Genomic DNA, 12,149 nt, shown 5'->3' with positions numbered 1-12,149 from the left:
GTGGGTCGGCCCGTTGCGGCACGCTTACCCATGCTCTCGGGCCGACCCACCCCCGACCCCTCCCTTCCAGGGAGGGAAGCAATAGAGCCACATCCGCCACGGGCACGCGCGTATGACCACCATCTCCAACCTCCCACCGATCCGCCCGACCCGGCTCACCGAACCGGCCTTCACCCCCACCAAAACCCCCACAGGCCCGACACCCGGCTTTACCCCCGGCCCGAACACCGGCATCGATAGCGTCGCCTACGACGCGATCCTCGCCATGGTCACCCGCGCCATCGCCAGCCTGCCGCCCGGCACCGCGCTGTCGAATTTCCTCCACACCGTCGCGCGCGTGACCGCCGAAGTTGAGGCACAACTGGCCGCGGCCCCCGGCCCGCGCGACGGCGGCACGCTGTCGCCCGAGGCGAAGGCGACCACCGCCCATGCCGAGGTGATCGCCCAGCGTCTCGCCGCCGCCTTCGCGCCCGACCCCGTCACCGCCCGCGCGGCGATCGCCGATGCCTTTCAGCCAAATCCGCTGTCCGCGCCGGAGGTTAGCGCCCGCGACCTCGCGCTTGCCGCCGCCGCGATGTTCGGCGCACCGGTCGATCCCGCCCTGCAACCGCCCGACCCGTCGCCGACGAAGGTCGATCCCGACGCCAATCTCATCTCCACGGAACAGCCCATGCGCGACCGCCTCTATCTGCTCAACCCGCAATTCGAAGACCCGGCCTTGCCCGGCCGCAGCTTCTATTGCCGCGACTGTGTCACCATCGACGGCCTGCTGGCACGTTTCCCGGACAAGGCGTCAGAGCTGGAGATAATCCGCATCCCCTATCCGCGTCCCCGCGACGCGGTGATCGCGGTGGTGGGGGAGGCGCATCAGAACCTGCCGCTATTGGTCCTCGCGTCGAACGCGGATGCCTCGCTGGCGGACGGCCGCCACGGAGACACCCGCTTCGTCAGCGACTTCAAGGGGCTGCTCCACGCGCTCCATATCCGCCACGGCTTTCCGGAGGCGCATCCATGACGCTTTCCTACACGCGTGCCCCGACCTATCCTGTCCCGCCCGCCGGGCGCGCCGCCGCTGGCGCCCGCGACATGCGCATACGTGACACCTTCGCCAACTTCGGGGGTGCCCGGTGATCGAATCGCTGCTGATCGCCAATCGCGGCGAAATCGCCCGCCGCATCCTCCGCACCGCCCGCCGGCTCGGCATCCGCACCATCGCCGTCCACAGCGACGTCGATGCCAACCTGCCCTTCGTGACCGAGGCCGATCAGGCGGTCTGCATCGGCCTGGCCCCGGCCCGCGAAAGCTATCTCGACGGCGCCAAAATCCTCGCCGCCGCCCGCGAAACCGGCGCAGCGGCGATCCATCCGGGCTATGGCTTCCTGTCCGAAAATGCCGAGTTCGCGGAAAGCGTTACCGCCGCCGGCCTGATCTGGGTCGGCGCCCCAGCCTCCGCGATCCGGGCGATGGGCCTGAAGGACGCGGCCAAGGCGCGGATGATCGCCGCCGGCGTGCCCGTCACCCCCGGCTATCTGGGCGAGGACCAGTCGCCCCACCGGTTGCGCGCGGAGGCCGACGCGATAGGCTATCCCGTGCTGATCAAGGCGGTGGCCGGCGGCGGTGGCAAGGGGATGCGCCGCGTCGACGACCCCGCAGCCTTCGCCGAATCGCTCGACAGCTGCCGCCGCGAAGCCGCCGCCGCGTTCGGCGACGACCGGGTGCTGATCGAGAAATACATCCTGTCGCCCCGCCATATCGAGGTGCAGGTTTTCGGCGACACCCACGGCAATGCCGTCCACCTGTTCGAACGCGACTGCTCGCTGCAACGCCGCCACCAGAAGGTGATCGAGGAAGCCCCCGCACCCGGCATGGACGCAGGCACCCGCGCCGCCGTATGCGACGCCGCCGTTCGCGCCGCCCGCGCGGTCGACTATGTCGGGGCGGGCACGATCGAATTCATCGCCGACGGATCGCAAGGACTTAGCGCCGACCGCATCTGGTTCATGGAGATGAACACCCGGCTGCAGGTCGAACATCCGGTGACCGAAGCGATCACCGGCACCGACCTCGTCGAATGGCAGCTGCGCGTCGCCTCGGGCGAACCGTTGCCACTGCGGCAGGACCAGCTGTCGATCAACGGCTGGGCGATGGAGGCGCGCCTCTACGCCGAAAACCCGACGACCGGCTTCCTGCCCTCGACCGGACTCCTGACGCACCTGAAACTTCCCGACGATATCCGCGTCGATGCCGGCGTGCGGCAGGGGGATGCGGTGACGCCGCATTACGACCCGATGATCGCCAAGCTGATCGTCCACCGCCCGACCCGCACCGCTGCTGCTGCCGCGCTGGCGAAGGCCGCCGCGCAGGTACAGGTCTGGCCGGTCCGCACCAACGCCCCCTTCCTCGCCCGCTGTGCCGGTAACGACGATTTCGTGGCCGCTCGGATCGATACCGGCTTCATCGAACGCCATCTGGAAACGCTGGTCCCGACCGGCACCCCGCCCGAAACGGTGATCGGCGGCGCGGCGGCGGCCCTGATTGCGACCGACCCCACCGATCCGTGGCACGCACTCGCCGGCTTCCGCCTCAACGCCGAAGCCGACACCCGCGTCGCAGTCTCGATCGGCGGCACGACCCACCTCGCCCCGGCAAGCGCGGCGGGGCAAATCGCACAGGTCGCCCACGAACGCGTCCTGTTCGCCGCCGGCGAGGCCTTCCCCTTCGCTACGCCTGTCGCGGGGCAGGGCGGGGCGGCCAGCGCCGGCGACGGCGCGATCCTCTCGCCCATGCCCGGCCGCATCGTCGCGGTCGCGGTGGCGCCGGGCGACCGGGTGATCGCCGGTCAGCGGCTGGTGGTGCTGGAGGCGATGAAGATGGAACAGGCGCTGCTCAGCCCGTTCGACGGCGTGGTCGCCGACCTGTCCGCCCGCGAAGGCGCGCAGGTCGCGGAAGGCGTCGTCCTCGCCCGTATCGACAAGGGCTCCGCATGACCGGACGCTATTATGACGACTGGCAGATCGGCGACCGGATCGACCACCCGATCCGCCGCACGGTGACCGAGACCGACAATCTGCTGTTCTCGGCGATGACCCACAACCCGCAGCCGCTGCACATCGATGCGGAGGCGGCGAGGGCGTCGGAGTTCGGACAGATCCTCGTCAACGGCACCTTCACCTTCGCGTTGATGGTCGGGCTGTCGGTCGGGGAGACGACGCTTGGCACACTGGTCGCCAATCTCGGTTACGACCAGTTGGTGATGCCGAAGCCGGTATTCATAGGCGACACGCTGCGCGCCACGACCGAGGTCACCGCGCTGAAGGACAGCCGCTCGCGCCCCGATGCCGGCATCGTCACCTTCACCCACGAACTGCACAATCAGCGCGACGAAATCGTCTGCCGCTGCCTGCGCAGCGCCCTGCTGAAGCGCCGGCCGTGAGGCTGCGTTCGCTGCTGTTCGTGCCCGGCGACCGGCCCGATCGCTTCGCCAAGGCGGCGGCGAGCGGCGCGGATGCGCTGATCCTCGATCTCGAGGATGCGGTCGCCGCCTCTGCCAAGGAGAGTGCCCGCGCCGCGGTCGCCGGATGGCTGAGCGAGCCGGCTGCGGTCCCGCGCTTCGTCCGCATCAATCCGGTCGACGGGGCGCTGGCGGTCGGCGACCTCGACGCGCTGCTCGGCACCCGACCTGACGGCATCGTGGTGCCCAAGGCCGAGGGCGCGGCGACGATCGCCCGCATCGATACGCTGCTGGCCGAGCGCGGCCTTGCCGATCTCCTGCTGCTCCCGATCGCGACCGAAACGCCGGCGGCGATTTTCCAGATCGGCAGCTATGCGGCGGTTGCGCGCCGCCTCGCCGGTCTGACCTGGGGGGCGGAGGACCTGCCCGCCGCGATCGGCGCGACCACCGCCCGCGAGGACGATGGTCGCTATACCGCACCCTATGAACTCGCCCGCTCGCTGACCCTGTTCGGCGCGCACGCGGCCGGGGTGGCGGCGATCGATACCGTCTATCCGGCGATCCGGGACGAAGCGGGGTTGGCTGCCTATGCCGCCCGGGCGGCCTGGGACGGCTTTACCGGCATGATGGCGATCCACCCGGCACAGGTCGCCGGCATCAATGCCGCCTTCACACCGACACCCGAAGCCATCGCGCGAGCGCAGGCGATCGTCGATGCCTTCGCCGCGCAGCCCGATGCCGGCGCGTTGCAGGTCGATGGCCGGATGGTCGATGCGCCGCACCTGAAACAGGCGCAGCGGGTTCTGGCGCTCCGGTAACGACGACGCTACTCGACCGGGATCGATGGCGGCGGCGCGGCCAGCTTGCGTAGCGCCGCGCGCCGTTCGCGCTCGACCAATGCCCGGTCCGTCGTCAGCCGCTTGCGCACCGCCAGATAATGGAGCGCCGCTCGGCGATCTTCCTCGGACAATTGCGTTGCCGGCAGGTCGGCGGCGGCTTCCTCTAATGCGGTAGCACTCGGGGTCGGGGTCGCGTGCGGCAGGCCGGCATGGCCCTGCGACGCGATGTCGTACCAATAGGCCGCCGATCGCGAAAATCCGGGCAGCACCTGCGCCACCGCATCGAACTGCTCGACCGCCATTGCGTGGCGGACCAGTTCGGCCTCGATCGGGATCAGCGCGCGTTCGGCCAGCAGCATGCGCAGCATCGTCGCATCCCGGTCGAACCGGCCCCATGCCGCCTGATTGAAGGTCTGTTGCGCCTCTTGCAGCGTCAGCGCCTGCAATATCTCGCGCCGGTCGGGTCGCCGCCACAGCCAGCCGATCCCCTGGATCGCGAACCATCCCCATCCGATCAGGGCGAACCCGGCCATCGCCAGCAGCAGCACGCGCCACAGCGGTTCCTCGGTCGATCCGGCCGCAAACCCCACCGCGATCGCCGCGATCGTCGCCACCGCCAGTCCCAATCGCGGGTCGCGATACCATGTCTCGCGCAAACCGCGCCTCCTCTGCTCGCCCAAGGTCGCCAACCCTATCACCAATTGCGCCGCTGCCGCCACCGCGCCGTCATGCCGCCAGTCGCAGCCGGTCGCGCCCCTCCGCCTTTGCAGCGTATAGCGCGCGGTCGGCGGCGCGCAGGACCGCAGCGGCGCTTTCGCCACCATCGATCGCGGCGATCCCGGCGCTGACCGTCAATTCGACCAGCGCCTCGCCATGACGCAGCGGCGTCGCTGCCAGTGTCGTGCGCAGTCGTTCGCTCAGATACTGGGCGCGGGCGATATCGGCGCCGGGAAAGAGGATACCGAATTCCTCACCGCCCAGCCGCGCGACGACGTCTTCCTCGCGCACCACGCTGCGCGCGATCCGGGCGAAGGATTGCAGGACATGATCGCCAACATCATGGCCGAACCGATCGTTGACCGTCTTGAAATGGTCGAGGTCGAACACCGCGACGCTGCCGGCGCGTTCGCCCTGCGCCGCAACCTCGATGCGGGCGGCGAGGGCGGCGTCGAACACGCGGCGGTTGGCCAGGCCGGTCAACGGATCGGTCGACGCGGCGCGCGACAGCTCGGCCTCCAGTGATTTGCGGTGCGACACGTCGCGGATCATCGATACGGTGCCGGTGACCGCGCGGTTCTCATCGGTCACCGCACGCGTATGCGATTCGAACCAGCGCAGCGCGCCGTCGGCCACCCGGACGCGATATTCGACGATCTGGGTGCCCGTCGGCGCATGGATCGCGTCGCGGTGGGCGACCAGCACCAGGTCGCGGTCGATCGGATGCACCAGTTGCAGCGCGCGGGTGCCCAGCAACTGGCTGGGCGATCTGCCGGCAACCGGTTCGATCGACGGCGACAGATAGGCGATGCGCCCCTGCCGATCGATGCTGAGGACGATATCGCTCGAATGGTCGGCCAGCAGGCGGTAGCGCGCCTCGCTCTCGCGCAATCGGCGGTAGAGCGATTGGCGACGGCTGAGATCGGCCGCGACCGGGAACGCGGTCAGCACCGTGCTGGCGAGATAGAGTTGCAGGAATTCGAAGCGGATATGAATGTCGCCGCCCAGGAAATTCGCCGGCCCCACGCCGTGCAGCGTCGCATAGCCGCCGACCGCCGCCAGCACCATCGTCGAGGTCGCGGCACCGATCAGGCCCAGCCGGAAGGTAGTGAGCATGACGGGCAGGATCGGCAGGAACAGCAACGGCAGACGATCCTGCCCGAATACCCCCACCGCGACGACCGCCGTGGCGCCCAGCAGCAACGCCGCCTCGCCCCGCATCTGCCGGGTCGCGCTGCGCCACCAGCGCGTGGCGGCGCCCGAGAACAGCAGCGAGACGAGCGGGGTGAGCGCGACCATGCTCAGCCCGTGCCCGACGAACCATGTCCGCCATTGATGGGCGAACGGCAGGTCATAACGCGTGGCGGTGACCGCGGCTGCGATCGTCGCGCCCAGGGCCGGAGCGATGATGCCAACGGTCAACACATGGCGCCAGATGCGGTCGAGCGAGCCCAGAAACCCGCGCCGCACCTTCATTCGGCTGAACAGTCCGATGGCGACCACAACCTCGCCGATCTTTGCCGCCGCCATCGGAAAGGCACTGAAGAAGCCGAAGCCGAACAGGCTGGACGCCAGGAGACTGCCCACGCTCGCGCCGATCAGGATTGCACCCCATTTGCGGCGCGAATGCGCGATCAGCAGCGCCAGCAGGACGGGCGTCGCCGGCCAGAAGGTCGCGACGCCGCTGCTATGAACCGGGTTGATGGCGACGGCGGCCAGAATGAAATAGATCAGGCCGCTGAACAGCCCGATCTGAAGTCTGGATTTGCCGGTAGCCATGACGCGACTAGTGCCGACGATCCGTTAATTCGGCGTATAGAATTGCGTCAGTTCGATCCGATACGATCGAATTTGTCGCGCTTGCGCTCTCCGAACAACAATTTGCGTTCCAGGTGTCGGCGCAGATCGCCATAATAGGCTTCGAGAAAGGCGAGGTCGGCGCCATCGTCGCTTCGCCCAAGCTTGCGGCGGATCGCACTCGCGACCGCGAACATGTCGGCCCGGTCGTTCCGGCGCAGCACATCCTCCAGCCGCTGCAATTCGAACGCGCCATAGGCGTCGAGTTCGGCGGCAGTGAAGGGTGCGATGCGGGCGCGATCCTTTTCGTGTGCGGTCTGGATTAGCAGATCCTCGCCCAGCTTGCGCACCTCGCGCTCGACCACCCAGGTTCCGGCGATCAGGTCGCCCGCGCGCAGCCGGTCGCGATTGAACAGCGGCAGGAACAGCAGGATCAACGCCCAGCCGAGTGCCAGTACCGCCGTCCAGCGCGACGCCATCCCCTCGGCAAAGGCGAAGCCGAGGAACATCAGCGGCAGGAACACCTCGATCTCCCGCATCAGGTTGCGGGCCAGCACCGCTGCACCGGTCAGCCGTGCGCCGTCGCGCGACACGACGCGCAGCTTCATCAGCCGCTTGCCCGGCGTTGCCGCACGCCGGCCGGCTTCGTACAGGACGAAGTAGAAATTGCGCAGCACGAAGAAGCCGAGCAGCCAGACGATGGCGTAGAGCGATTGCGCGCCCCTCGGGCCACCTATCGCCAGTGCGGCGATCAGCAGCGTGGTGCCGATCAGAATGGCGAGCATGATGATCGCATCGATCGTGAACGCCCCCGCACGCGCACCGGCCGAGCCGAGCCGCAGGTTGAGCGGCACCCCCTCCGGCGTAACCAGTTGCCGGTCGAGCGTGCGTGGCTGGCGGGGCTTGCGCGGACGTCTAGCCACGCCGGCCACCGAAGCTGAAATAGGTAATCCACAGTGCCAGCATCCCGCCGCCGATCGCCAACCGTGCGCTGTCGTCGATGACCAGTTGTCGCGCAAATCCTTCCAGCAACCCGGCGATCAGCAGCATCAGAATGACGCCGATCATCACGATCGCCCCCCGCCGCCCGGCCTCTGCGGCGGCGGTCATGCGCGATCGATCGCCGGGAAAGGCGACGGCGCGGCCGATATGGATGCCGGCAGCGCTGGCGATGGCGATCGCGGCGATCTCCGTCGTGCCGTGGATCATCAGCCACGCGAACAGCCCCCAGCCAAGGCTGTGCGGCACGAAGGCGGCGAACATCGCCCCGCCCATCGCGCCATTCTGCACCGCAAGGATGATCGTCGGGATCGCGAACAGGAACCCCAAGGCAAAGGCGAGGATCGCGACCTGCGAATTATGGGTGAACAGCGAGGTCGCGAAGATTTCCAGCGGGGCTTCGCCGGGTTTGCCGTAAAGGGATTCGCGAAGCGTCGCAGGCGTCGCGTTCATGTCGCGACCGCTGGCGAGTTCGGGGGAGATCATCGCCGAATACCATGCCGGATCGGTGCGGACGAGGTGATAGGCGGCGAAGGCGCTGAGCAGCAGCAGCGTGGTCGACAGCAGCAATTCCCACGCGATGGCGCGGACCGAACGCGGCCAATGCGTTGTGAAGAAAGCCTTTATCTGCCGGCCCCACGGTTCGCGGGCGGAATAGAGCGCGAAATAGGCACGGGTCGACAGCGCCTCCAGATAGCCGACCAGCGACGCGTCGAGCGAGGTGGCGCGGGCGATGGAAAGTGACGAAAGTGTCGCGCGGTAGAGTCTCGGGAGGTCGATCAGGTCGGTGTCGGACAGGCGGCGGGGGGACTTCGCCTCCAGCTTGTCGAGCAGTTCCTCCAGACGCGCCCAATCGGCCTCGCGTTCGGTGCGGAAATGATGGGCGCCGAAGTTGACACTCATCGTCCGCGCTCCCGGTGGTTCACATAGCGTTCGACAAGTGCCAGCGGCATCGCGTCCGCCGCGGCCTCGATCACGTCGATGCCCATGCGCCGCAGCCGTTCGACGACGATCGCCCGCTCGCGCAACAACATATGGGCGACATTGGCGCGGACGAGGTCGTCGGCGCGATCGGGCACGGCATCGCGAACGCCCTCCAGTTCGAGGTCGCGGAAGAGGACGAACAGTACGCGGTGGCGTTTCAACATCCGCTGCGCCGCCGCCAGCAACAGTTCGGCGCTGGTGGTGTCGGTGAATTCGGTGAACAGCACCACCAGCGCGCGCCGGTCGAGCTTCTGGTCGAGGGTGACGAGGCCGAGCGTGTAATTGCTCTCCTCCACACCGTAATCGATATCGGCGGCGGCGTGGTGCAGCCGGGCGAAGCCGCGCGTGCCGCCCGCTATGCTGCCGCTGTCGACCTGCGGCCGGGCGGCAAAGGAATAGAGCCGCACGCGGTCGCCCGATTTGAGTGCGACGAAGGCCGCGAGCAGCGCCGACGACACCGCACGATCGATGCGCGGCACGTCGCCGACCGGATCGGTCATCGCGCGGCCGGCATCGACCGCGAAGACGATCATATTGTCGCGTTCGGTATGGAATTCGCGCGCCAGCAAGGACGCGTGGCGGGCCGATGCCTTCCAGTCGATCGAGCGGCGCTCCATGCCCGCCTGAAAATCGGTCAGGACCTGAAAATCCTGCCCGTCGCCATGGTCGCGGCGCAGGCGGTTGCCGGCCGACACGCTGTTCAGATACTGGCGCATCCCCTGATCGCGGACCGGGCGGATGTCGGGCAGGATGGCGATGGTGCGATCGGTCTTGCGGCTGGTCTGCCGCCATGCCAGCCCGAGCGGACCGGCCTGCCGCGTCCACAGCCGATGCAGCCGCGCCCGGCCGCGCCGGACCGCGCGATATTCGCCGGGGGCGGAGCGTTCGACCGGGCCGTCGATGGCGGCGGCGAGGTCGGCGTTGCCCAGCCGGAACGTCTCGCCGATGTTGAGCGTCGTCGGCAGGTCGGGCAGCGCCGTCGCGGGCTGTTTCGCCAACAGGGCGTCGGCGACGATCAGTGCGAGCACACCGACGATCCAGATCGGTGCGGCGATCCATGCCGCCGGGGCCAGCACGCCCAGCGCGAGGCCGACCGGCGCGGCGAGCGCGGTCAGCTGGATCGCACGGGGGCTGGGGACGATCATCGCGGCGCTTCGACCGATGCGATCAGCCCGGCGACGACATCGTCGATGCGGCGGCCGTCGATCTCGGCGCTGGGCGACAGAATCAGGCGGTGGCGCAGCAGCGCGGGGGCCAGCGTCTTCACATCGTCGGGCAGGACGTAATCGCGTCCGTCGAGCGCCGCCGCCGCCCGTGCCGCCGCCGCCAGCGCCGATGCGGCGCGGGGCGAGGCACCCGAAGACAGGTCGCCATGTTCGCGGGTCGCGCGGATCAGGCGGACGATATAGTCGATGACCTCGTCGACCAGCCGCACCTGTCCGACCGCGTCGATCGCGGCGGCGATGGCGCCGGCATCGGCGACCTGTTCGACGCCCGAATCCTGCGGGGCGGGGGTGCCGGTGCGGGTGCCATATTGGGCGACGATGGCGCGTTCGGCGTCGAGATCGGGCCAGCCGATCGCGATCTTGAACAGGAACCGGTCAAGCTGCGCCTCGGGCAGCGGATAGACGCCCTGTTGCTCGATCGGGTTCTGCGTCGCGACGACGGTGAAGCGGTCCGACAGTTGTTCGGTGCGCCCGTCGATGGTGATGCGGCGTTCCTGCATCGCCTCGAGCAGCGCCGCCTGCGTCTTGGGCGGGGTGCGGTTGATTTCGTCGGCCAGCAGCAATTCGCAGAAGACCGGCCCGCGGGTCAGCGCGAATTGCGACGTCTGGAAATTGAACAGGTTGGAGCCGATGATATCGCCCGGCATCAGGTCGGGCGTGAACTGGATGCGCCCGAAATCGAGACCCAGCGTGCGCGCGAAACTTTGCGCCAGCAGCGTCTTGGCCGTGCCCGGCGGTCCTTCGAGCAGGACGTGACCGGCCGAGAACAAGGCGATGGTGAGCAGCCGGACCGCGCCCGCCTGTCCCACCACCGCCTTGCTGATCTCCCGGTCGATCGCCGATCCCAGCGACCGTACCTCGTCGAGCGTCATGCGCCTGTTTCCTTCTTCCATGCGTGCAGGTCTTTTGCCGCCGCCAATGCCTCACCCTCGGTGGTGGCATCGCGCAGACGGCGGTCGATGTCGGAATAGCCGGGATGGATGCGGTCGAGCCGTTCGGGGGAGGGGATTTCCCCGGCCAGCAACCGCCGCGACGTCACCTCCAGCATCGTGTCGGCATAGCGTTCGCCCGCGCGGGCGGTGCGTCGCGCCAGCCGGGTCAGCGCGACGATATTGTCGATCAGCGCGCGCTTGCCGAGCGCCACCCCGCGCGCATCGGCGATCGGCGGACCGAAGCGCCCGGCGGCGGCGATGCCGGCAAGGATCGCGGCGGCGATCAGCGCGAGGGTCACGCCGAGGAACGGCGGCAGGAACAGCAGCTTGACCAGATTGCGGTCGCCGCGCGTGTAATGGAGCGAGCGGTCGAACACGGCGCGCCCGTCATGTTCGGGGTCGATCGCGCGCAGCATGGCAAGCGCGGCCTGCGCATTGCGTTCGTCCGCCATGGCGCGGTTGTTGACCAGATCGGGATCGACCAGCACGAAGGTGTCGCTGCTACCGATCTGCCCCAGTACCGCCGCACCGTCGCGCGCGCCGATCAGCGGTTCGACGGTCGCGCCCTTTACCGCGTAGAGCGGCCGGTCGGGGACGGCGAAGGGGCGTATTTCGGGATAGTCGGCGCTGACGCCGACATTCTCGCGGTCCTCATGATGCCATTCGATTTCGGCCGGGACCAGTTTCTCGACACGGTTGAGGTTCACGACGCCGGTACGGCGGACCTTCCCCCCTCCCAACGGAATCGCCTCGGTCTGCCATTTGGGCAGGATGATGAGGGTGGGAAAGCGCATCAGCGGATGGCCTTCGCGTTTGACGAAGTCCTCGCCACCGGTGGTCGCACTGGCCAATGCGATACGCCGGTCGACGATCGTCTTGATATCCTCCGGGCGCGTCGTCTCCGTGGGGGTCAGGATCAGGATCGCCGGATTGTCCAACGTATCCTTGTCGTTGCGCTCGGGCGGCTGCACCGCATCGACCAGCCGGCGAAGCGCGTGATAGCCCGATCCGTCCTTGCGATCGGCAGCGGGGGCGTCGCCGACGGCGCGCGACAGTTCGTCGCCGAAGCCCGACATCAGGATCGAGGCGAGCAGCAGCAGCGCGCCGCCGATCACGAGGATGAAGACGGTACGGACCGCAAAGGGCGAGGACGAGTTCACTTAGGACTGACCATCGTTGGACCGCGGGTCTGCGTCTCCCCTCC

General features: G+C 68.5%; 11 protein-coding genes. 4 read left to right on the top strand and 7 right to left on the bottom strand.

Translation table 11 applies throughout. The features are described from left to right. The first annotated feature begins 112 nt into the window (after nucleotides 1-112). The 4 genes from ASE59_RS20590 to ASE59_RS07580 all read left to right on the top strand — a co-directional run bounded on the left by ASE59_RS20590 (nucleotide 113) and on the right by ASE59_RS07580 (nucleotide 4,269). Complete coding sequence (locus ASE59_RS20590) at nucleotides 113-1,015, top strand: DUF3088 domain-containing protein (RefSeq protein ID WP_235515679.1); 903 nt, start codon at nucleotides 113-115, stop codon at nucleotides 1,013-1,015. Between the two features lie 112 nt (nucleotides 1,016-1,127). After that, nucleotides 1,128-2,987 (top strand): acetyl/propionyl/methylcrotonyl-CoA carboxylase subunit alpha, encoded by a 1,860-nt coding sequence (locus tag ASE59_RS07590; RefSeq protein ID WP_056454543.1) that lies wholly within the window; start codon nucleotides 1,128-1,130, stop codon nucleotides 2,985-2,987. Continuing rightward, nucleotides 2,984-3,433, top strand: a complete 450-nt coding sequence (locus tag ASE59_RS07585) for a MaoC family dehydratase (protein WP_056454540.1) — start codon at nucleotides 2,984-2,986, stop codon at nucleotides 3,431-3,433. Before ASE59_RS07590 ends, ASE59_RS07585 begins: the two co-directional genes overlap by 4 nt. Then, the gene (locus ASE59_RS07580) at nucleotides 3,430-4,269 is read left to right on the top strand and encodes an HpcH/HpaI aldolase/citrate lyase family protein (RefSeq protein ID WP_056454537.1); all 840 of its coding nucleotides are present in this window, start codon (nucleotides 3,430-3,432) and stop codon (nucleotides 4,267-4,269) included. The genes ASE59_RS07585 and ASE59_RS07580 overlap by 4 nt, the downstream gene beginning before the upstream one ends. An 8-nt stretch (nucleotides 4,270-4,277) precedes the next feature. On the opposite strand, the gene ASE59_RS07575 is transcribed toward ASE59_RS07580, so the two are convergent. The 7 genes from ASE59_RS07575 to ASE59_RS07545 form a co-directional block, all read right to left on the bottom strand. Continuing rightward, on the bottom strand, nucleotides 4,278-4,946 hold the full coding sequence (locus tag ASE59_RS07575) for a hypothetical protein (RefSeq protein WP_235515678.1): 669 nt from the start codon (nucleotides 4,944-4,946) through the stop codon (nucleotides 4,278-4,280). Nucleotides 4,947-5,016: 70 nt separating this feature from the next. Then, nucleotides 5,017-6,786 carry a sensor domain-containing diguanylate cyclase gene (locus ASE59_RS07570; RefSeq protein WP_056454530.1) on the bottom strand — a complete coding sequence of 590 codons (1,770 nt, stop codon included), beginning with the start codon at nucleotides 6,784-6,786 and terminating at the stop codon, nucleotides 5,017-5,019. Nucleotides 6,787-6,833: 47 nt separating this feature from the next. Then, nucleotides 6,834-7,727 carry an RDD family protein gene (locus tag ASE59_RS07565; RefSeq protein WP_056454868.1) on the bottom strand — a complete coding sequence of 298 codons (894 nt, stop codon included), beginning with the start codon at nucleotides 7,725-7,727 and terminating at the stop codon, nucleotides 6,834-6,836. Then, a complete protein-coding gene (locus ASE59_RS07560) occupies nucleotides 7,720-8,706 on the bottom strand; it encodes a stage II sporulation protein M (protein ID WP_056454527.1) in 987 nt (328 codons plus the stop codon). The genes ASE59_RS07565 and ASE59_RS07560 overlap by 8 nt, the downstream gene beginning before the upstream one ends. Next, nucleotides 8,703-9,932: a DUF58 domain-containing protein gene (locus ASE59_RS07555; protein ID WP_056454524.1), complete on the bottom strand. Its 1,230-nt coding sequence runs from the start codon at nucleotides 9,930-9,932 to the stop codon at nucleotides 8,703-8,705. Before ASE59_RS07555 ends, ASE59_RS07560 begins: the two co-directional genes overlap by 4 nt. Next, nucleotides 9,929-10,885, bottom strand: a complete 957-nt coding sequence (locus tag ASE59_RS07550; RefSeq protein ID WP_056454521.1) for an AAA family ATPase — start codon at nucleotides 10,883-10,885, stop codon at nucleotides 9,929-9,931. Before ASE59_RS07550 ends, ASE59_RS07555 begins: the two co-directional genes overlap by 4 nt. Next, nucleotides 10,882-12,105, bottom strand: coding sequence for a hypothetical protein (locus tag ASE59_RS07545; RefSeq protein WP_056454518.1), 1,224 nt, complete (start codon nucleotides 12,103-12,105; stop codon nucleotides 10,882-10,884). Before ASE59_RS07545 ends, ASE59_RS07550 begins: the two co-directional genes overlap by 4 nt. Nucleotides 12,106-12,149: the final 44 nt, after the last annotated feature.

The sequence above is a fragment of the Sphingomonas sp. Leaf10 genome, from assembly GCF_001421245.1.
In the GTDB taxonomy this organism is placed as follows: Bacteria; Pseudomonadota; Alphaproteobacteria; order Sphingomonadales; family Sphingomonadaceae; genus Sphingomonas.
The sequence above is the reverse complement of the archived record's forward strand: the minus strand, read 5'-3'. Positions and strand labels throughout refer to the sequence as shown.

What these genes read in the sequence shown, in the direction of transcription:
- ASE59_RS20590 (WP_235515679.1), top strand. Translation starts at nt 113, where the DNA reads ATGACCACCATCTCCAACCTCCCACCGATCCGCCCGACCCGGCTCACC.
- ASE59_RS07585 (WP_056454540.1), top strand. Translation starts at nt 2,984, where the DNA reads ATGACCGGACGCTATTATGACGACTGGCAGATCGGCGACCGGATCGAC.
- ASE59_RS07570 (WP_056454530.1), bottom strand. Translation starts at nt 6,786, where the DNA reads ATGGCTACCGGCAAATCCAGACTTCAGATCGGGCTGTTCAGCGGCCTG.
- ASE59_RS07560 (WP_056454527.1), bottom strand. Translation starts at nt 8,706, where the DNA reads ATGAGTGTCAACTTCGGCGCCCATCATTTCCGCACCGAACGCGAGGCC.
- ASE59_RS07555 (WP_056454524.1), bottom strand. Translation starts at nt 9,932, where the DNA reads ATGATCGTCCCCAGCCCCCGTGCGATCCAGCTGACCGCGCTCGCCGCG.
- ASE59_RS07550 (WP_056454521.1), bottom strand. Translation starts at nt 10,885, where the DNA reads ATGACGCTCGACGAGGTACGGTCGCTGGGATCGGCGATCGACCGGGAG.